A 20074-nucleotide genomic window follows, 5' to 3' on the forward strand; every position below is an offset into this window, starting at 1 on the left:
GTCAGAGGCGGAAGCGCTGCACCATGCCGTTGAGGTCGGTGGCCAGGCGCGCCAGCTCATCGCTGGCGCTGGAGGTCTGGCTGGCGCCATCAGCGCTTTGCTCGGCGATGTCGCGGATGGCCACCAGGTTGCGGTCCACCTCGCGCGCCACCTGCGCCTGCTCCTCGGCCGCGCTGGCGATCACCAGGTTCATCTCGTTGATCTGGCTGACCCGCTCGGCGATCTGCTGCAGCGCCTGATCCGCCTCGCTGGCCAGTGCCTGGCTGCGGCTGGCGAACTCGCTGCTCTGCTGCATGGCGCCGACCGACTCCTGGCTGGCGCTCTGGATCGCGCCGATCATGCGCTCGATCTCCTGGGTCGAACTCTGGGTCCGCTGCGCCAGCGCACGCACCTCGTCGGCCACCACGGCAAAGCCGCGGCCCTGGTCGCCGGCGCGTGCCGCCTCGATCGCGGCGTTGAGGGCCAGCAGGTTGGTCTGCTCGGCAATGGTACGGATCACTTCCAGCACCTGGCCGATGGACAGTGCCTCCTGAGCCAGGCGGCTGATGATTTGTGACGTCCCGTCCAGCTTGCCGGTCAGCTGTACGATGGTGTCGCGCGTGACGCTGACCTGGCGGCGTCCGGTCTCGGCGGTCTGCTCCGCCTCGCGCGAAGCATCGGAGGTGTGGTTGGCGTTGCGCGCCACCTCCTCCACTGCGGCAGACATCTCGTTGACGGCGGTAGCGGCCATCTGGATCTCGCCGTTCTGCCGGTGAATACCCTGCGAGGTCTGCTCGGTGATCGCATGCATTTCCTCGGCGGCCGCGGCCAACTGGGTCGCCGAGGTCTGAATGGACTGCAGGGTGCCACGCAGGCTGGACTGCATCTGCTCCAGGGAATGCTGCACGTCGGTGATCTCGTCGGCGCCCTCGCAGCGCACCGGCTGGCTCAGGTCGCCACCGGCGATGCGCGCCGCCAGTGCCTTGAGCTCCACCAGCGGCCGGGTAATGCTGCGACTCAGCGACCAGGCGGTGATCAGGGTCAGCAGCAAGCCGGCCCCGAGCAGCAGGGAGAACATCAGAACCGCGCGCTCGGCCTGCTTCTCGGCCTCCACCCCGGCCGCCTGGGCGCCTTCGCGGTTGAGCTGCGACACCGCCTCCAGCGCATCCATCATCGCCGTGTACGCCTGCTGGCTGGCGCCCACGCTCGCCAGATCAGGCTCGCCGGCCCGCGTGGAGTCCAGCACCTTGCGCAGCGCCTGCTCGTAGAGACGGGTCTTTTCGATATAGGCATTGAAGGCGCGGCGGTCATGCTCGTAGACAATCTCGCCACTGTATTTCTGCTCGATGCCCTGTACCGAGCTGAGGAATGCCTGGATATCGCCGGCCAGGCTGTCGACCTGGTCCGGCAGGGTCAGTACCAGACTCTCCTTGAGGCGGATGTTCTGGCGGTCTGACTTCATTTGCGCGACCCAGTCCAACCCCAGCATCCACTCATCCCGCATCTCCAGCACTTCGCGCTTGAGCACCTGAATTTCCTTGAGCGCCACCACGCCGGTGACCAGCAGGATCAGGCCCAGCAGGCCAAAGCCCAGCAGATTGCGGGCGCGTACGGATACATTGCGAAGGGACATGGTGGCTCCAGGCAGGCGGGACTACATAAACGGGTTAGCGTCCAAAGCACGCAAAAGTTGAGGCTCGGGCGCCAAGCGCCTCAGCCGAAGAACCAGTAGCACACGCCGATCGCCGCCAGCACCCCGGCCAGGTCGGCCACCAGCGCGCAGCCCACCGCGTGGCGGGCACGCTGGATACCCACCGCGCCGAAGTAAACGGCCAGCACGTAGAAGGTGGTCTCGGTGCTGCCCTGGATGGTCGCTGCCACCAGGGCCGGGAAACTGTCCACGCCGTGGGTCTGCATGGTCTCGATCAGCATGGCGCGCGCCGCGCTGCCGGAGAACGGCTTGACCAGCGCGGTGGGCAGGGCGTCGACGAAACGGGTGTCCCAGCCAGCCCACTCGATCAGGCTGCGGATGCCGTCCAGGCCGAAGTCGAGGGCGCCGGAGGCGCGCAGCACGCCAATGGCGCAGAGCATGGCGACCAGATACGGCAGCAGGTTCTTGGCCACGTCGAAGCCTTCCTTGGCGCCTTCGACGAAGGTTTCGTACACCGGCACCTTGCGCAGCCAGCCGACCAGCACGAAGAGGAAGATCAGGCCGAACAGGGTGAGGTTGCCGAGCAGCGAGGACAGCTCTTTCAGCGCCACGGCGCTGAGGCCGCCCAGCAGGGCCATGAAACCGCCCAGCAACAGGGCGCCGGGAATCAGGTAAGCCAGCACCACCGGGTCCCACAGGCGCAGGCGCTGCATCAGCGCCACGGAAAGCAGGCCGGCCAGGGTCGAAGCACTGGTGGCCAGCAGGATCGGCAGGAACACCAGGGTCGGGTCCTCGGCGCCCTGCTGCACGCGGTACATGAAAATCGACACGGGCAGCAGGGTCAGCGACGAGGCGTTGAGTACCAGGAACAGGATCTGCGCATTGCTCGCCACCGTGGCACTGGGGTTGAGCTCCTGCAGCGCCTTCATCGCCTTGAGGCCGATGGGCGTGGCGGCGTTGTCCAGGCCCAGGCCATTGGCGGCGAAGTTGAGGGTGATCAGCCCGAGCGCCGGGTGGCCGCGCGGCACCTCGGGCATCAGCCGGGCGAACAGCGGGCCGAGGGCGCGGCCGAGCAGGTCGACCAAGCCGGCCTGCTCGGCGATGCGCAAAAAGCCCAGCCACAGGGTCAGGGTGCCGAACAGCACCACCATCAGCTCGACCGAGACTTTGGCCATGGCAAACAGGCTCTCGACCATGGCCGCCCATACCGTGACGTCGCCGCCTATCCAGCGCACCGTGGCGGCCAGCGCGGCCACCACGAAGAATCCCAGCCACAGGCCGTTGAGCATGGTCAGTCCCCCGATCGATGGCGGCGATGATAGCCGGCACCCGGCGCTTCACCAAACTGCAAGGCGCGCCTGCCAGTCTGCTATAAGCGACTAGAGTTAAAGCGCTTATCAACCCCTTAGGAGTGCAAGGATGAAACCCACACTGATGCTGTCTCTTGGCCTCGCCGCCGGTCTGCTGCTGACCGGCTGCGCCAGCAAGACCACTCAACCCTCGCAGTATTCCGGCTTCCTCAGCGACTACTCGCAGCTGCAGCAGGCCACTTCGGCCAGCGGCGCACCGGTGCTGCGCTGGGTTTCGCCTGACTACAGCGCCAGCCGCTACGCTTCGGTGTACCTGGAGAAACCCGTGTTCTACCCGGCGCCAACGCCAAGCGAGCAGGTCAGCCAGGCGGCCCTGAACGACATCAGCAATTACCTGTATCAAGCCATGCGCCGCGAGTTGCAGAGCCGCATGACGGTGGTCGACCAACCCAACGCGGACAGCCTGGTACTGCGCAGCGCCATCACGGCGGTCAACGTCTCCACCGAGGGCCTGAAGCCCTATGAGGTGATTCCCGTCGCACTGGTACTGGCCGCCGCCACCACGGCCGCCGGTACGCGCGACAAGAACACCGAGATCTACGTCGAACTGGAAGCGCTGGACGGCCGCACCAGCCAGCCGATGCTGCGCGTGGTGCGCAAGGGCCACGGCCTGGCACTGGAAAACAGCAGCACCCAGCTGAGCCTGAAGGACCTCAAACCCGCTCTGGACGTCTGGGCCCGCGACGCCCGCGCCTTCAAACCCTAAGCAGCGCGCCGCGTGGGGCGGGACCCGCGCGGCAAACTCCGGTAACAAGCCGGGCGGGAACCCGGAGCGAATCGGCATACTCTGTTGGCGATCCGCCACTATCGAGTAGTCCCCCATGTCGCTTGCCGCCCTGGCTCCCGATACGTCCGCCCAGCGCTTGCCCTGGTCCATCGCCCTGCCGCGCCTGCTGCTGTTGAGCACGCTGAGCGCCTGCCTGCTGATGGCCGACGACTTCATCCAGCAACTGTTCACCAGCGCCAACCAGGCCGAGCTCGAGGCCCGCTTCGTGGTAGTGGTCTGGCTGTTCGCCCTGGGCCTGTGGCTGTGCGGCATGCCGCGCCTGGTCGCGAGCCTGCTGGTGCTGCTGGCGGCCATGCAGCTGATCCAGCTCAGCCATGTGTCGTTCTTCGGCGAGCCGTTGGCGGCGCCCGACATCGTCAGCCTGTTCAGCGACTTCGCCGAAGTGCGCGAAACCGGCTGGGCCAGCTTCGCCGACCACTGGCACGTGCTGCCCACGGTGCTGCTGCCCTATGGCCTGCTGCTGGCGCTGCACCTATGGCTGCCGCGCCGCCTGCGCTTGCCACAGAGCCGCTGGGCTCTGCTGATCATCGTTCTGGTGCTGGCGGCCAAGCCCTGGCGCGCCACCTACCGCGACTACAGCTCGTTCCTCCCCGGGCCGACCCGCAGCGGCCTGCATAACAGCTTTAACGCCTTCGCCTTCTATGGCGTGCGCCTGGCCTTCCGCCCGGCCGAGGCGCTGCCCAAGGCGCCGTTCGCACCCTACCGGGTCACGCCGGTGGCCAGCGGAGCCAAGCATGTCTGGGTGGTGGTGGCCGACTCGCTGCGTACCGACCGCCTGGGCGTGTTTGGTCACACGCGCAACACCACCCCGACCCTCAGCCGCCTGCAGGCCGAGGGCGCACTGCTGGCGCGGCCGGGCATCGCCTCCGGGGTATCCACGGCGGTCAGCCTGCCGATGCTGCTCAACCTGATCCGTGAGCCCGGCCAGCCCGAGCTGCTGCGCCAGCAACCGCACAATCTGTTCGCCCTGGCCCGCGCCAGCGGCTTCCGCACCCACTGGCTGTCGGCGCAGGAATCCAAGCTGCTCAGTCACCTGGGCAGCCGCCACCTGGACGTCAGCATCACCCGCGAGGACCACCCGCTGCTGTTCCTCAAGCGCCACGACCATGCCCTGGTCGATCTGCTCGGCGAGCAGCACTGGGGCGAACGCAACTTCGCCGTGATCAACCTGCGCACCGCACACCTGCCGTACGAAGAGAACTACGACCAGCATCAAGAGCCACTGCCGAGCTGGCCGGTCGATCCGTCACTGCCGCGCGAGGAGCGCCAGCGCAACGCCTACGACAATGCCATCGGCTACCTGGATGACGTACTCGCCGAGGTGATCGCGCGCTTCGACCAGCTGGAAGGGGAGCGCTACCTGCTGATCACTGGCGACCACGGCCAGCTGCTCGGCGAGGGCGGGCGCTGGGGCCATAACGACCTGCTCCCGCAGGTCGCCGAAGTGCCGGTGATGGTGCTGGCGCGCGAGGCGCCGGAAGCGGCCCTGGAGTCGCTGCGCCAGGAGCAGTGGGTCAGCCACCACGAAGCCGGACTGTGGCTGGCAGAGCGCCTCGGCCAACGGGTGGAAAACCCCAACCGGATTGCTGGCGAACATTTCGTGCAGGGCAAGCAGCTGTTCGGCGACAACATGATCCAGCGTGTACGGGAAACGCCCGCAGGTCTGGTATTCGATGAGCCGCGCCTGCTCAGCCGCTGGCTGCGGGATCTGGGGGAGGCGCCATCCACGCCCTGAATGGGGCTTGCGACCGACCCGCCAGTAGCGGAGGCTGGGCACAGAACCCAATCAGGAGTCTGCCATGCCCAGTCTAAACCCCAGTCGCGACCAGCTCGCAGCCTTTGCCCAGAACATGCCGGACGACACACCGATCCTGATGCTCAACCTGCTGCGCTACCGCGAGGCGGCCGACTACCCGCCTGACAGCGGACATAGCCCCTGCAGCGGCCGCGAAGCCTATAAGCGCTACAGCAGGATCGCCCTGGGCAAGGTGCAGGGCGCTGGCGGCCAAGTCGAGCTGATGGCGCAGGCGCAGATGGCCCTCATTGCACCGCACGACGAGCAGTGGCATGACCTGCTGTTGGTGCGCTACCCCTCGAAGGCCGCCTTCCTCGGCATGCTCGCCGACCCCGAATACCGCGCCGCCACCGTGCACCGCACGGCGGCTCTGGCCGACTCACGGCTGATCGGCTGCCTACCGCCGGGCTGATCAATGCGCCGCGACGAAGTCGCGGAACGCTTGACCGGACAGCGGTTTGGCGAACAGCCAGCCCTGACCGATCTGCGCGCCCAGTTCGGCCAGTAGACGCGCCTGCTCGGCCTGCTCGACCCCCTCGGCGATCACTTTCAACCCCAGCGCCCGCGCCATGGCGATGATGTGCGGCGCCACCGGGCTGCTGGCAGCCTCGGTGCCCAGGGCATCGACGAAGCTCTTGTCGATCTTCAATACGTCCACCGGCAGCTGCTGCAGGTAGGAGAGACTGGAGTAGCCCGTGCCGAAGTCGTCGATGGCGATGCGGTGGCCGGCCTGACGCAACGGTTCGAGCACCGCCACGGCGCGCTGCGGATCGACCAGCCCACGCTCGGTGACTTCGTAGACCAGCTGTGCGGGTGCCACGCCGGCGGTTCGCAGTGCCTCATCTGCCTCGGCCGGGAAATGCGCCTCGACCAGGTCTGCCGCAGCCAGGTTGACCGAGATGTACAGCTGAGGATGCTGCCGCAGCAGCTCACCCTGCTCCTGCAGCACCTGGCGGATCACCCAGCGGGTGATCGCGGTAATCTGCCCGCTGTCCTCGGCCTGCGGGATGAACAGGTCCGGTCGCACCCGCTGGCCATCGGCGCGGCGCCAGCGCAGCAGCGCCTCGGCACCCACGCAGCGGCCCGTGTCCAGGTCCACCAGTGGCTGGTAGTCCAGCTCGAACTCATCACGCCGCAGCGCCTGGGCCAGCGCCCGCGCCAGCGACTGGTCACGGCGTAGCAGCAGGGCGACCAGCCAGCCCAGTAGGGCCGCCAGCACCAGGCCGAAAGTCGCGCCGAGCGCACGTAGCTTGAATTGTTGCTCGAGCAGGCGCTGCTCCGGACGACTGACCAGCAGACGCAGACCGAAACGATCACCCGCCCCCAGCAGATAGGTGTGTCCGTCCAGGTGCAGCAGCCCCTCGGGCTGTTGCAGCAGACGACGCTCGCGGTCTCTGAGCTGCGAGGTGTCCCCCTCAAGGTCAAGCACCTGTCCACCGGGGCCCAACAGGCGGCTGTCGGTTCCCGCCGGCATCTGCATGAGTGCCCGCAGGAAACGCAGACTGCTGGCAACCTGCACACCACCACGACCGAGCATCAGCGAAGGCTGCAGGGGATCTTGCACACGCGAGGGCTGCCACCAGATGTCGACATCATCGAGGCGCCAGTGGCGGTAGTCCTGCAGCGCGCGCGTCGACGGCAGCCGCAGGGTGCCGCAGGTCCGGCCGTCGGGCAGGGTGCGGCTGAAACCGACCACGAACAGTTCGGCAGCCGCACGCTGTTGCAGTTCGAAGGCCGAGGCTTCAGCGCAGCGCGCGGCATTCAGGGCATCCAGCTGGCGCATGCTGGCATAGAGGCTGTCGAAGAAGTCGCCAATGCGCTCGGCACTTTGTTGGCGCAACAGCTCCAGTTCGCGTTGCTCGCTGCGGCGCGCTTGCCAATCCGCCCCCGCGAACAACGCGGGCAGCAGCACCAGGGCACTGAGCAGAGCCGCCAGCAGGCCCATGGGCAAGGGGCGGAGCCACTGTTGCAATCCTTTGCCCATGACCGTTCCTCGCTCAGGGGGTGGTGTTCAATACGGCGAGTATCGCTGCCGTTTCCGCATCCGCCAGGCCATCGTAGCGATCCGGCCGGTACTTCATCTGGAAGGCCGCCAGCACGTTGCGGGTCTGTTCGTCGAACTGGCCACTGAAGGCCAGGCTGAAACCGACTTTTGCCAGTTGCTGCTGGAACCACAGTGCATCCGGCAACGCCTGTTCGAACTGGCCGCGCTGCCTGGCCACCTGTGCCGCGTCCGGCCAGCGGATCAAGCCAGCGTCGGCCAGGCGCTTCCAGGGAAACAGCGGGCCGGGGTCGACCTTGCGCTGCGGGGCCACATCGCTGTGACCGATGACGCTGTCGATGGGCAGGTCGTGACGCTTGACCAGTTCCTTGAGCAAGGCGATCAGCCTCTGCATCTGCGCCTCGCCGTAAGGCTGCCAGTAGCGGCCATTGGGCCCATCGAAATAGCCCTGGTTGACCAGTTCAATGCCGATGGTGCTGGCGTTCAGCCAGGTACGGCCCTGCCAGCTGCTGTCACCGGCATGCCAGGCTCGGCGATCCTCGTCGACCAGCCGATAGACCTTGGCCGAGCCATCGGCGATCAGGTAATGGGCACTAACTTCACCCTGGGTCAGCAGGGCCAGGGAACGCTGCAAGTCAGCGGAGGTGTAATGCAGCACAATGTACTGCACCCGGCTGCTCTGGCCGCGCGCGCTGTAACTGTCATCGATCGACGCGGTACCCGCGCAACCGGCGAGGAACAGGGCACAGAAGGTGAGGCTGAGAAATCTCATCGGTTGGGCGACTGTCCGTTCTGAAATCAGGGCGCGATATGCAGGATGCTCTGCAGATTGTCCAGCAGCATGTCGACACTGAGCATGATCAGCAGCATGCCGGTGAGGCGCTCGACCGCCGTCAGCCCGCGCGGGCCGAGGAACTTCTGCAGCCAGGAGGCCTGCAGCAGAATGCTGGCGGTGGCCAACCAGGCCAGCCCGACCGCCAGGTAGAGCTCCCAGATGGGCCCGTCGTAGGTGCTGCGCAGGGTCAGCAACACCGCCAGTGCAGAGGGCCCGGCCACCGCCGGCGTGGCCAGTGGCACCAGCAGCGGCTCACCATCGGGCAGATCGCCCAGCACGCCCTCAGGGCGCGGGAATATCAGGCGCATCGCGATCACGAAGAGAATGATGCCCCCGGCGATGGCGGTGGACTCGCGCGACAGCCCGAGGCCGCTGAGGATCTTGTCACCGAAGGTGAGAAACAGCATCAGCAGCGCCAAGGCCAGCAGCAACTCGCGCAGGGCCACGCGCATGCGCCGTTCGGGCGCGACGTTCTTCAGCGCGGCGAGGTAGATGGCAATGTTGCCGAAGGGGTCGGTGACCAGAAAAACCAGGACGGCAATACCGAAAATATCCATGAACAACTCCTTGAGCACGCCATAGTCTATCCGGCGCGCCCAGCCCGCCCCAAATACGCCGCGCGGACAGCGGGCCGTCGCCCGCCCTCGGCGCCCAGCGCAGGCTACGCCAGCTCGATGCGGTTACGCCCCTCGCGCTTGGCGCGGTAGAGCGCCTGGTCGGCTCGGGCAAACACCGCATCGCTGCTGTCGCCGCTGGTGAAGGCGGTGAGCCCCGAGGACAAGGTGATGGTCACAGGTTCGCCACGGAAGTGGAAAGGACAGGACTCGACACCTGCGCGCAACGTCTCCAGCAGCTGCCGTCCGCCTTCCAGCGGCGTGCTGGGTACCAGCAGGACGAACTCCTCGCCGCCGAAGCGGGCGAGAAAGTCCGTCTTGCGCAGCCGCTTGCTGAGCTCGCCGGCGATGATCTTCAGCACCTTGTCGCCGGCCAGGTGGCCATAGCCATCGTTGATCCGTTTGAAGTGATCGATATCCAGCACCGCCAGCAGCAGATCACCGCCATAGCGCTTCCAGCGCGCCACCTCCAGCTCCAGACGCTCGGCCCAGCCGGCACGGTTGGCCAGGCCGGTCAGCGGGTCGGTGAGGGCTTTCTGCCGCTGCTCCTCGATATGCTCGCGGAAGCCCTGGGCTTCCTGCTCCATCTCGGCCACTTTCAGCGACAGCGCCTGCAGGCGCTCGGCCACCTCGCCCTCCCGCCCCTCGCGCTGGCGCTGGTGCTCGATCACCGTACTGAGCAGGCCGTCGAGGCGCTGCTCCAGGGCCTGCTTGAGGGTGCCCAGGTCCACTGCCTCCTGCACACTGGCCTGCAGGCCACTGACCTGCTCGCGCAGCTCACGGTTGAAGCTGCGCGAGCTTTCCAACGACTCGCTGTACCCCTCATGAGCCTGGCCGAGGGTATCGATGAAGGCCGCCAGGCGCTCGTTGAGCTGCTTGAGGTACACGGCGAACTCGCGCTGACCGCTGTCGCTCACCGCCAGCACCAGCACGGCCAGGTCGTCCAGCGCCGGTACCAGCTCGTACCAGTTCAGACCACCGCTGATGCGCTCGCGCAGAGCCTCGCCCTGAGGCTGGTGGTGCGCCGGCAACTCCAGCTCGTCGAGCAGGCCCAGCAGGCTCTGCGCCACATGCGGCGCCACCGTGCTGTAACCGGGCTCAGAGGATTCCGGCAGGGCGAAAGAGGGATCACCCTCGCCGGTCAGAATCCGTGCATCCAGCGGCAAGCTGTCCAGGCCGGCGACTGCGACCGGCAGCGGCGCCGCCGGACGCGCCACGGGAGCGGGATCCGTCACTGCAGCAAGGGGCGCCGCCTCGGCAGTGAGCGAGGCAGAAACCTGGAGCGGCTGTGTGGCGGCCACGCCAGCAGGCGCCGGCACGTCACCCTCGTCATCCAGCATGATCGGCGCGGGCGCCTGAGGTTGCGACTGGGCTGCTGGAGCCTCGGGGACTGCCTCGTCGCGCCCGCCACCAAACAGGCGCTGCAGCAAACCTGGACGTTCCACTGGCGCACTGCCCAGCACCGTCAGCGTCTTGCCCTGCAGGCTGCTCAATTCAGCCAGCAGGGCCGGCATCTCGCGTGACTGACTGGCACGCTCCTCGATACGCCTGGCAAACTGCTTGAGCGCCTTGCGCACCTCGCGCGGCGGGTCGAGCGCCAGCAGTTGCTGGGTCAGATCGGTAATGCCTGCAATGTTCTGCTCGATGCGCTGCTGGCGGCGCTGCTCGGAATCCAGTACGGCCTTCTCCAGCCGCGGAATGAGCGCGGAGAGACCGCTATCCATCTGCTCGCCACGGATCAGCTCACGCAGTTCCTGCATGCACTGATCAACCGCCTTGTCACTGCCCTCTGCAGCCAGCGAACTGCGCACCAGGCCGCGCCGCAGCAGGTCGAGACGCTCATTCCAGAGCTTCTCCTGCAACTCCTGCTGCTCAAGGCTTTTAAGGTATTTGGTTTTCCAGCGCTGGGCATTCTCGGTCATGGTGGCGATCCAGTGGCAAAGCCACTACAGCATAGGCAGACTGAAACCGCTCGGCAGGCGGATATCGACCGCCACCGGCAGGTGATCGGAAATCGGCTGACTGAGCACTTCGACGCGCTCCAGCAGCAGCGTGGGACTGAGCAGGATGTGATCCAGGCAACGCTGCGGCCGCCAGCTGGGAAAGGTTGCGGCGACCTGCGGCGCGAACAGACCGAGATCACGCAGCGGTGATCGCTGCAGAAGATCGACGGCATGAGTGTTCATGTCCCCCATCAGCACCACGTGGCGATAGCCCTCGATCAACTCCCGAACATAGGCCAGCTGACGCGTGCGGGTCCGCGCACCGAGCGCGAGATGGAGATTGATGACTGCCAGGGCATCGGCACCCGCGCCGAAACGCGCCAGTATGGCGCCACGCCCGGGCGGCCCGGGCAGCGGATGGTCTTCCAGCAGGTCCGGACGCAGGCGACTGAGCATGCCGTTGCTGTGCTGGGCCAGGCGGCCCATATCGCGATTGAGCTGTTGGTACCAGTAGGGAAAGGCACCCAGCTCGGCGAGGCGCTCGACCTGGTTGATGAAGCCGGAACGCAGGCTGCCGCCATCGACCTCCTGCAGCGCGACCAGATCATAGTCGCCGAGCAAAGCGCCAATGCGTTGCAGATTGACTGCACGACCAGAGTGCGGCAGCAGGTGCTGCCAGCTACGGGTCAGGTAGTGGCGGTAACGTTCGGTGCTGATGCCGACCTGGATATTGAAACTGAGCAACCGCAGGCGCCCATCAAACCCGTGACCGCCGGATTCCGCGCAGAGGCCGTTGACCTGCGCTTGGCGCAGGCCCGCGGAACGCCCGGAACTCCAGCGGCGCAGCATGGCGAGGGACTCAGTTGGCGGAGCGCTCTTTCTGGATCAGGAAGTCGGCAACCTGCAGGGTTTCCTGCGGGCCGCCCGAGCTGCGGATGTCGAAACGGTACTTGCCGCCGACGATCAGCACCGGAACGCCGCTGATCTGGTAGGCGACCGCCAGCTTCTTGGCCTTGGCCATCTGACCCTTCACCGCAAAGGAGTTGAAGGTGCTGAGGAACTTGTTCTTGTCGATGCCATGAGCCGCGAGGAACTCGGCCATCTCTTCGGCAGTGGCCAGCTTGCGCTTCTCGTTGTGGATGGCATTGAACACGGCGTCATGCACGCGCTGCTCGACACCCATGGACTCCAGCGTGATGAAGAGCTGCCCATGCACATCCCAGATGCCGCCAAAGAGGGCAGGAATACGCACGAAGTTGACATCGGCCGGCAGTTTCTCGATCCACGGATTGAGGGTCGGCTCGAACTGGTAGCAGTGCGGGCAGCCGTACCAGAACAGCTCGACCACTTCGATCTTGCCCGGCTGCGACACCGGCACCGGGTTGCTCAGCTCCTCGTACTGGCGACCGGCTTCGATGTTCTCGGCCTGGGCGTTCAGGCCCAGCAGGCTGAGGCCGGCGAAGGCGGCGCTGAGAATCAGGTTACGCATGCAGAACTCCTTGAAAATGAGGGCCGCGCAGACACGGCGGTTCGCTTCGACCAACAGTGCGGCAACGGGTTCCAGCATTGTAGCGGCAGCACCAATGAAAAAGGGTGGCCGAGGCCACCCTTTTCTTTACACCTGGCAGCACCTGATCAGTGCAGGCCCTGGATGTAGCTGGACACCGCCTGGATATCCTTGTTGCTCAGCTTGGCCGCAATGGCGCGCATGATCATGGCATCGCCGTCGTTGGTACGGTTGCCTTCGCGGAAGTCGGTCAACTGCTTGGCGACGTACTGGCTATGCTGGCCACCCAGCTTGGGGTACCCAGCAGCAGCCAGACCAGCACCGTCCGGCGAGTGGCAACCGGTGCACGCCGGCATACCTTCAGCCAGCTTGCCGCCACGGAACAGCGCCTCGCCACGTTCGACCAGCGCCGGATCGGCGGCGCCAACGCTCATCTTCTGACTGGCAAAGTAGGCGGCAATATCGGCCAGGTCCTGATCGCTCAGGTTGGTCAGCATCCCCGTCATCTCGACGATCTGCCGCTTGCCGGACTTCACGTCATGCAACTGCTTGAGCAGGTACTTCTCACCCTGCCCAGCCAGTTTCGGGAAGTTCGGCGCAGCACTGTTGCCATCGGCGCCATGACAGGCACCGCAGACGGCGACCTTGGCCTTGCCGGCTTCAGCATCACCCACGAGGGGGTTGGCAGCTTGCGCGGCTGCGGAGACGCCCAGGCTCAACAGCAGACTCACGAGTACTTTGTTCATCAGCTAATCCAAATAACGGCTAGAGGTAATTAGGTTTTTTCGGGACTACTCGCTCATCACCTTGATGACGGCCTGGTAATCCTCGGCACTGCAATCCATGCACAGGCCACGGGGTGGCATGGCATTCAGACCGTTGGTGACACTCTGTACCAGCGCATCCATGCCCTTGGCCAGTCGTGGTTCCCAGGCCGCCTTGTCGCCCCGTTTGGGCGCCATCGGCAATTGACCATTGTGGCAGGCCGCACAGGCCTTGGCATAAACCGCTTCCGGATCCTGCGCCGCATTCGCGGCACCCGACAACCACAGTAACGCTGCACTGACGATCAGCACTTTCTTCATAGCCAAACCTCAATCAGGGAGGGAACGGCCTGCGTCTGGTCGCGCAGCGGGTTCTGTCTCGTTCCCGGCGGAAGGACAAAGCGCACACAAAATCTGCGGCATTATATACTGGCGTCGCTGAAACGGAAGCGACAGCATGCCGCGCCCCTCTGGCGCCGCCACGCGTTCCGGCTCCCCGCCCATACGGACTCCCCATGTCATCCAGAAACCCCATTCTCGGCCTGTGCCAGCAGGCAACCTTCCTCATCAGCGCCGCCAAGGTCGATCAGTGCCCGGACGACCAGGGCCTGGAAGTGGCCTTCGCCGGACGCTCCAACGCCGGCAAGTCGAGCGCGCTGAACACCCTGACCCACGCCAACCTGGCGCGGACCTCGAAGACCCCGGGTCGTACCCAGCTGCTCAACTTCTTCCGCCTGGATGACGAGCGCCGCCTGGTCGACCTGCCGGGCTACGGCTATGCCAAGGTACCGATCCCGCTCAAGCAGCATTGGCAGAAACACCTGGAGGCCTACCTGGGCAGCCGCGAAAGCCTGTGCGGACTGGTGCTGATGATGGACATCCGTCATCCGCTGACCGAGTTCGACAACATGATGCTCGACTGGTGCAAGGCCAGCGGCATGCCGCTGCACATCCTGCTGACCAAGGCCGACAAGCTGACCTTCGGCGCAGCCAAGAACACCCTGCTCAAGGTCCGCCAGGAAATCCGCAAGGGTTGGGGCGACGAGGTCGCCAGCATCCAGCTGTTCTCCGCGCCCAAGCGCCAGGGCGTGGACGAAGCCCAGCTTGTACTGGCCCAGTGGCTGGGACTGATCGAGGAAGAAGAGGCGGAACAGGACGCCTGACCCTGCACCCCACGACCGGCTGAAACCCCTGCCAGTGGGGCTGATGCCGGCCCGCGGGCGTTCGCCGGGCAAAAAAAACCCCGGGCTTCGTATGGGGAGGGAGAAGACCGGGGTTCAATTCTGAACCGCTAGGGCGGGGTTCAGAGATCTGCCAACACTAAAACACAGGAGCATCGAAGGGCTTCGTTGCCATTCACGATCTCTGACCCCCCTTTTCCAGCAATAGTTCAGATTTTTTTAAATCGCATTGCGATAAGCAGGGCCGCCTTTAGTCGCAACAGCAATTTACCTGCGACCTTATGCCGCAACGCCTCAGTGCGCCTCGTCCCAGTTGTTGCCCACCCCGGCTTCGACCACCAGCGGCACATCCAGCTCGGCGGCGCCGCTCATCAATGGTAGAAGGCCGGCACGCAGCGCCTCGACCTGATCCTCGCGCACCTCCAGAACCAGTTCGTCGTGCACCTGCAGTATGACTTTCGCATCCAGCCCGGACTGCGGCAGCCACTGGTCCACGGCGATCATCGCGCGCTTCATGATGTCCGCCGCGGTGCCCTGCATCGGCGCGTTGATCGCCGTGCGCTCGGCACCCTTGCGCAGGGCCGGGTTCTTCGCATGGATGTCCGGCAGATAGAGGCGGCGGCCGAACAGGGTCTCGACATAGCCCTGCTGGGTCGCCTGCTCGCGGGTGCGCTCCATATAGGCGAGCACGCCGGGGTAGCGGGCGAAATAGGTGTCGATATAGGCCTGCGCCTGCTTGCGATCGACGCCGATCTGCTTGGCCAGGCCGAAGGCGCTCATGCCGTAGATCAGGCCGAAGTTGATCGCCTTGGCGCTGCGGCGCTGGTCGGAGCTGACCTGCTCCAGTGGCACGCCGAACACCTCGGCGGCGGTGGCCCGGTGCACGTCGCGGTCGTGGCGGAAGGCGTCCAGCAGGCCCTCGTCCTTGGCCAGGTGCGCCATGATGCGCAGCTCGATCTGCGAGTAGTCCGCCGACATCAGCTTGTAGCCTGCGGGCGCGACAAAGGCCTGGCGGATACGCCGGCCCTCGGCGGTTCGGATCGGGATGTTCTGCAGGTTCGGGTCGGTCGACGACAACCGCCCGGTGGCTGCCACCGCCTGGTGGTAGCTGGTGTGGATGCGCCCGGTGCGCGGGTTGATCTGCTCCGGCAACTTGTCGGTGTAGGTGCTCTTCAGCTTGCTCAGTGAGCGGTACTCCATCAGCAGCTTGGGCAGGGCGTGATCCTGCTCGGCCAGTTCGGCCAGCACGTTCTCGGCGGTGGACGGCTGGCCGGTGGCGGTCTTGCTCAGCACCGGCAGGCCGAGCTTGTCGTAGAGGATGGCACCGAGCTGCTTGGGCGAGCCGAGGTTGAACTCCTGGCCGGCCAGCTCGTAGGCCTGGCGCTCCAGCGCCACCAGGCGCTCGCCCAGCTCCAGGCTCTGCTGGCCGAGCAGCTTGGCATCGACCAGCGCGCCGTTGCGCTCGATACGCGCCAGCACCGGTACCAGCGGCATCTCGATGTCCTTGAGCACCTTGGCCAGGCTCGGCGTGGCCTGCAGCCTGGCCCACAGGGTCTGGTGCAGGCGCAGCGTCACGTCGGCGTCTTCGGCGGCGTAAGGGCCGGCCTGCTCAAGGGCGATCTGGTCGAACGTCAGCTGCTTGGCGCCCTTGCCGGCAATGTCCTCGAAGCGGATGGTGCTGTGCTCCAGGTACTTCATGGCCAGGCTGTCCATGTCGTGGCGGGTCGCCGTGGAGTCCAGCACATAGGATTCCAGCATGGTGTCGAAGGCCACGCCCTGCACCTCGATCGGCGTGGTCGCGTGGGCCAGCACGTTCATGTCGTACTTGGCGTGCTGGCCGACCTTGGCCTTGGCCGGGTCTTCCAGGATCGGCTTGAGCGCACGCAGCACCGCGTCGCGATCCAACTGCGCCGGCACGCCCATGTAGGAGTGGGCCAGCGGCACATAGGCAGCCTCGCCGGCCTCGACGGCGAAGGACACGCCGACCACCTGGGCCTGCTGCGGGTCGAGGCTAGTGGTCTCGGTGTCGAAGGCGATCAGCTCGGCGCCTTCCAGCTTCTTCAGCCAGGCGTCGAAGCGGGCCTGCTCCAGCACCGTCTCGTAGCGCGATTCGCTGGCCGGCTGCTCGGCAACGGCAGTAGGCTCGGGCGCATCGAACAGGCCACCGATCGGCGCCGGCACCGTGGCCGGGCGGGCCTTGGGCTGCTGGCGCTGCAGCTCGTCGAGCCAGCCCTTGAACTCCAGTTCGGTATACAGGGTGACCAGCGCGGCACGGTCTGGCTCGCCGGGGTGCAGGTCGTCGACGCCGACGTCCAGCTCCACATCGGTCTTGATGGTCGCCAACTGGTAGGAGAGGAAGGCCATCTCCTTGTGCTCGGCGAGCTTGGCCGGCAGGGTCTTGGCGCCGCGGATCGGCAGCTCGGGCACCTTGTCCAGGCTGGCATAGAGCACGTCGAGGCCGCCGCCGACACCGACCAGCAGGCCCAGCGCGGTCTTCTCGCCGACGCCGGGCACGCCGGGGATGTTGTCGACCTTGTCGCCCATCAGGGCCAGGTAGTCGATGATCAGCTCCGGGCCGACGCCGAATTTCTCGCGCACGCCCTCGATGTCATAAACGCTGCCGGTCATGGTGTTGACCAGGGTGACATGCGGGCAAACCAGCTGGGCCATGTCCTTGTCACCGGTGGAGATCACCACGTCGCGGCCGAGCGCGGCGGTCTGCCGGGCCAGGGTGCCGATCACGTCGTCGGCCTCCACGCCTTCCATGCACAGCAGCGGGTAGCCGAGGGCGCGCACGGCGGCGTGCAGCGGCTCGACCTGACCGCGCAGCTCCTCGGGCATGGGCGGGCGATGCGCCTTGTAGTGTTCGAACATCTGGTCGCGGAAGGTCGGGCCCTTGGCGTCGAACACCACCGCGAAGGGGCTGTCCGGGTATTGCTTGCGCAGGCTCTTGAGCATGTTCAGCACGCCCTTCACCGCGCCGGTCTGCAGGCCCTTGGAGTTGGCCAGTGGCGGCAGGGCGTGGAAGGCGCGGTACAGGTAGGAGGAACCGTCGACCAGAACGAGAGGGGCCTTGGACATGCTTGGAATCAACCTTTTGCCGGGTGCGAGCGCTAGAATGGCTGCATCAACCTGAAGAAAGGGACAAGGTTACCATGCGCCTGCTCACCCGCCTGACCCTGGCCGCCCTGCTGGCCGCCAGCCCGATGCTCGCCCTGGCCGAGGAAGAAGTCACCGGCGACCCGGACGTGACCATCCGCCAGGATGGCGACAAGACCATCACCGAGTACCGGCAGAACGGCTTCCTCTACGCCATCAAGGTCACGCCGAAGAACGGCAAGCCGTACTTCCTGGTGCGTGCCGACGGCAGCGAGGGCAACTTCATCCGCTCCGACCAGCCGGACATGCTGATTCCCGCCTGGGAAATCTTCAGCTGGTAAGTCCATGTCCGTTTTCACGCCCCTTGAACGCCCAGAGCTGGAAACCTTCCTCGAACCCTACGGGCTTGGTCGCCTGAAGGATTTCCAGGGCATCGCCGCCGGCAGCGAGAACAGCAACTTCTTCATCAGCCTGGAGGGCGGCGAATTCGTCCTCACCCTGGTGGAGCGCGGCCCGCGCGCCGACATGCCGTTCTTCGTCGAACTGCTGGAACGCCTGCACCAAGCCGGCCTGCCGGTACCCTACGGCATCGCCACCGGCAACGGCGAAGTGCTGCGCGAACTGGCCGGCAAGCCGGCGCTGCTGCAGCCGCGCCTGTCCGGCAAGCATGTCGACCAGCCCAACCCCCACCACTGCGCGGAAATCGGCGCCTGGCTAGCGCGCCTGCACCTGGCGACCCGCGAGCATATTCTGGAACGGCGCAGCGACCGCGGCCTCGACTGGATGCTCGAAGAAGGCCCGGTGCTGGCCCTGGAGCTGCATGACGAACAGCTGCCGCTGCTGCGCGACAGCCTGCACGAGGTGGCCGAGCTGAAGGCGCGCATCCTCGCGCTGCCGCGCGCCAACCTGCATGCCGACCTGTTCATCGACAACGCGCTGTTCGACGGCAACCAGCTGGCGGGAGTGATCGACTTCTATAACGCCTGCTCGGGGCCGATGCTCTACGACCTGGCGATCACCCTCAACGACTGGTGTTCGACAGCCGACCAGCGCCTCGATGGCCCGCGCGCCCAGGCACTGCTCGGTGCCTATGCCGCGCTGCGGCCCTTCACCCGCGCCGAAGCCGAGCTGTGGCCGGCCATGCTGCGCATCGCCTGCCTGCGCTTCTGGCTGTCCAGACTGATCGCCGCGCGACGCTTCCAAGGCCGCGACGTGCTGGTCAAGGACCCCGGCGAGTTCCAGCGCCGCCTGGCGCAGCGCCAGCAGGTCGCCCTGGCGCTACCGTTCGCCTTCTGAGACGGGCTGCAGGCTGTACAGCCAGCGCTCACCCGCGGGATGGGCGAGCGGCTGCAGCTGGCCGAACTCGCCCTTGTCGATCAACAGCTCCAGCTGCGCCTGCGCGTTGTACTCGCAGAAGCGCAGACGCAGGCGGGTGCCGGCCGGCAGGGTAATGCCGGCGCCATCCTGCAGGGCAACACCGACGCGGTAATCCCGAAAGTCACCGGCGCACAGCAGGTCGGTCAGCCCGGCCTGCCAGCGGGCGGCATGCCAGCCCAGCAGCGCGCTCAGGCCCATCAGCGATAGCGTCGTCGCCGCCCACAGCAGACGCCGGCGGCGCATCAGAGACCTTCCAGGCAGCCGGCCAATTGTCCGGCCAGCGCCTCCAGCAATTGCTCGTAGCTGCGAGCCTCGGCGCCCAGCGCATCCAGCTCGGCCAGCCGCACCGGCAGGCCGGCGGAGAGCGTCTCGGCCAGACGCGGACGCAGCGGCGGCTCACTGAACACGCAGGCCGCGCCGGTCGCCTTGAGCCGCTCGCGCATCGCCGCGACGTGGCGGGCGCCGGGCTGAACCTCGCTGGCGGCAGTGAATACGCCGGCGTGCTGCAGGCCGTAAGCACTCTCGAAGTAGTCGAAGGCCTGGTGGAAGACAAAGAAGGGCTTGCCGGCCAGCGGTGCCAGGCGCTCCCTGAGGCGAACATCCAGCGCGCCCAGGCGCTGCTCGAAGGCCTGCAGGTTGGCCTGGTACAGCGCGGCATTGGCGGGGTCGACCATGGTCAGGTCGGCCGCCATCTTCGCGGCGATCACCCGCGCATTGGCCGGCAGCAACCAGAGGTGCGCGTCCAGGCTGCCAGGACGGTGATCATGGTCATGATCGTCATGCTCGTGGTGGTGCTCGTCCTCACCGTGCGCCGCCTGGCCAAAGTGACGCAGGGTCATGCCCGGCAGCGCCTGCACCGCCACGCTGGGCTTGTCGCGGCCCGCCAGCACGCGCGGCAGGAAGCCTTCCAGGTCCGGGCCGACCCAATACAGCAGGTCGGCGCCCTCGACCCGACGCACATCGGACGGGCGCAGGGCGAAGTGATGCGGCGAGGCGCCCGGCGGCAGCAGCACTTCGGGGCTGCCAGCGCCCTCTTGAACGGCTGCGGCGATCAGCTGCAGCGGCTTGATGCTGGCCAGCACGCGCACTTCGGCGCGGGCGGAAAGGACGGTGAGACTGAGCAGGAGCAGAACAAGGAGGCGCGACACGGAACAACACTCGGCGGGTCAA

The 20074-nt window shown here is 66.4% G+C and carries 19 protein-coding genes; 6 read left to right on the top strand and 13 right to left on the bottom strand.

The window, feature by feature from the left end; genetic code table 11:
* Position 1 precedes the first annotated feature (1 nt).
* Positions 2-1612 carry a methyl-accepting chemotaxis protein gene (locus ACOAPY_RS00285; RefSeq protein WP_076581453.1) on the bottom strand — a complete coding sequence of 537 codons (1611 nt, stop codon included), beginning with the start codon at positions 1610-1612 and terminating at the stop codon, positions 2-4.
* A gap of 80 nt (positions 1613-1692) precedes the next feature.
* Positions 1693-2919 (bottom strand): nucleoside recognition domain-containing protein, encoded by a 1227-nt coding sequence (locus ACOAPY_RS00290; RefSeq protein ID WP_465154609.1) that lies wholly within the window; start codon positions 2917-2919, stop codon positions 1693-1695.
* A 130-nt stretch (positions 2920-3049) separates the two neighbouring features.
* Here ACOAPY_RS00290 and ACOAPY_RS00295 point away from each other — a divergent pair, with 130 nt between their 5' ends.
* The 3 genes from ACOAPY_RS00295 to ACOAPY_RS00305 all read left to right on the top strand — a co-directional run bounded on the left by ACOAPY_RS00295 (position 3050) and on the right by ACOAPY_RS00305 (position 5994).
* Positions 3050-3706, top strand: a complete 657-nt coding sequence (locus ACOAPY_RS00295; protein ID WP_465154610.1) for a DUF3313 domain-containing protein — start codon at positions 3050-3052, stop codon at positions 3704-3706.
* A gap of 115 nt (positions 3707-3821) precedes the next feature.
* A complete protein-coding gene (locus tag ACOAPY_RS00300; RefSeq protein ID WP_465154611.1) occupies positions 3822-5522 on the top strand; it encodes a sulfatase-like hydrolase/transferase in 1701 nt (566 codons plus the stop codon).
* A 64-nt stretch (positions 5523-5586) separates the two neighbouring features.
* A complete protein-coding gene (locus ACOAPY_RS00305; protein ID WP_465154612.1) occupies positions 5587-5994 on the top strand; it encodes a DUF1330 domain-containing protein in 408 nt (135 codons plus the stop codon).
* On the opposite strand, the gene ACOAPY_RS00310 is transcribed toward ACOAPY_RS00305, so the two are convergent.
* The 8 genes from ACOAPY_RS00310 to ACOAPY_RS00345 all read right to left on the bottom strand — a co-directional run bounded on the left by ACOAPY_RS00310 (position 5995) and on the right by ACOAPY_RS00345 (position 13568).
* Positions 5995-7566, bottom strand: a complete 1572-nt coding sequence (locus tag ACOAPY_RS00310) for an EAL domain-containing protein (RefSeq protein WP_465154614.1) — start codon at positions 7564-7566, stop codon at positions 5995-5997. It abuts the gene before it with no gap.
* Positions 7567-7579: 13 nt separating this feature from the next.
* Positions 7580-8356 (bottom strand): N-acetylmuramoyl-L-alanine amidase, encoded by a 777-nt coding sequence (locus tag ACOAPY_RS00315; protein WP_465154615.1) that lies wholly within the window; start codon positions 8354-8356, stop codon positions 7580-7582.
* Positions 8357-8382: 26 nt separating this feature from the next.
* Positions 8383-8976 carry a MarC family protein gene (locus ACOAPY_RS00320; protein WP_076423422.1) on the bottom strand — a complete coding sequence of 198 codons (594 nt, stop codon included), beginning with the start codon at positions 8974-8976 and terminating at the stop codon, positions 8383-8385.
* A gap of 104 nt (positions 8977-9080) precedes the next feature.
* Positions 9081-10955 carry a diguanylate cyclase gene (locus ACOAPY_RS00325; RefSeq protein ID WP_465154616.1) on the bottom strand — a complete coding sequence of 625 codons (1875 nt, stop codon included), beginning with the start codon at positions 10953-10955 and terminating at the stop codon, positions 9081-9083.
* Between the two features lie 24 nt (positions 10956-10979).
* Positions 10980-11825, bottom strand: a complete 846-nt coding sequence (locus tag ACOAPY_RS00330; RefSeq protein ID WP_465154617.1) for an endonuclease/exonuclease/phosphatase family protein — start codon at positions 11823-11825, stop codon at positions 10980-10982.
* A 10-nt stretch (positions 11826-11835) separates the two neighbouring features.
* A complete protein-coding gene (locus ACOAPY_RS00335) occupies positions 11836-12465 on the bottom strand; it encodes a thiol:disulfide interchange protein DsbA/DsbL (RefSeq protein WP_076581892.1) in 630 nt (209 codons plus the stop codon).
* 146 nt (positions 12466-12611) lie between these two features.
* Positions 12612-13229 (bottom strand): c-type cytochrome, encoded by a 618-nt coding sequence (locus ACOAPY_RS00340; protein ID WP_465154618.1) that lies wholly within the window; start codon positions 13227-13229, stop codon positions 12612-12614.
* Between the two features lie 45 nt (positions 13230-13274).
* Positions 13275-13568 carry a c-type cytochrome gene (locus tag ACOAPY_RS00345; protein WP_076423425.1) on the bottom strand — a complete coding sequence of 98 codons (294 nt, stop codon included), beginning with the start codon at positions 13566-13568 and terminating at the stop codon, positions 13275-13277.
* A 194-nt stretch (positions 13569-13762) separates the two neighbouring features.
* Here ACOAPY_RS00345 and yihA point away from each other — a divergent pair, with 194 nt between their 5' ends.
* Entirely contained in the window at positions 13763-14410 is a 648-nt protein-coding gene (yihA, locus tag ACOAPY_RS00350; RefSeq protein ID WP_465154619.1) for a ribosome biogenesis GTP-binding protein YihA/YsxC, read from the top strand.
* 312 nt (positions 14411-14722) lie between these two features.
* On the opposite strand, the gene polA is transcribed toward yihA, so the two are convergent.
* Positions 14723-17509: a DNA polymerase I gene (gene polA / locus ACOAPY_RS00355; protein WP_465154620.1), complete on the bottom strand. Its 2787-nt coding sequence runs from the start codon at positions 17507-17509 to the stop codon at positions 14723-14725.
* A 74-nt stretch (positions 17510-17583) separates the two neighbouring features.
* Between polA and ACOAPY_RS00360 the strand changes: the two genes are divergently transcribed.
* Both ACOAPY_RS00360 and ACOAPY_RS00365 read left to right on the top strand, forming a co-directional pair.
* Entirely contained in the window at positions 17584-17868 is a 285-nt protein-coding gene (locus ACOAPY_RS00360; RefSeq protein WP_061902892.1) for a DUF2782 domain-containing protein, read from the top strand.
* 4 nt (positions 17869-17872) lie between these two features.
* The gene (locus ACOAPY_RS00365; protein WP_465154621.1) at positions 17873-18823 is read left to right on the top strand and encodes a homoserine kinase; all 951 of its coding nucleotides are present in this window, start codon (positions 17873-17875) and stop codon (positions 18821-18823) included.
* Here ACOAPY_RS00365 and ACOAPY_RS00370 read toward each other — a convergent pair.
* Both ACOAPY_RS00370 and ACOAPY_RS00375 read right to left on the bottom strand, forming a co-directional pair.
* Positions 18806-19147 (bottom strand): hypothetical protein, encoded by a 342-nt coding sequence (locus ACOAPY_RS00370; protein ID WP_465154622.1) that lies wholly within the window; start codon positions 19145-19147, stop codon positions 18806-18808. The two genes, ACOAPY_RS00365 and ACOAPY_RS00370, sit on opposite strands and share 18 nt — an antisense overlap.
* Entirely contained in the window at positions 19147-20052 is a 906-nt protein-coding gene (locus ACOAPY_RS00375) for a zinc ABC transporter substrate-binding protein (RefSeq protein ID WP_465154623.1), read from the bottom strand. Before ACOAPY_RS00375 ends, ACOAPY_RS00370 begins: the two co-directional genes overlap by 1 nt.
* Positions 20053-20074 lie beyond the last annotated feature (22 nt).

The organism is Pseudomonas stagnisoli (assembly GCF_048595745.1).
Classification (GTDB): domain Bacteria; phylum Pseudomonadota; class Gammaproteobacteria; order Pseudomonadales; family Pseudomonadaceae; genus Aquipseudomonas; species Aquipseudomonas alcaligenes_A.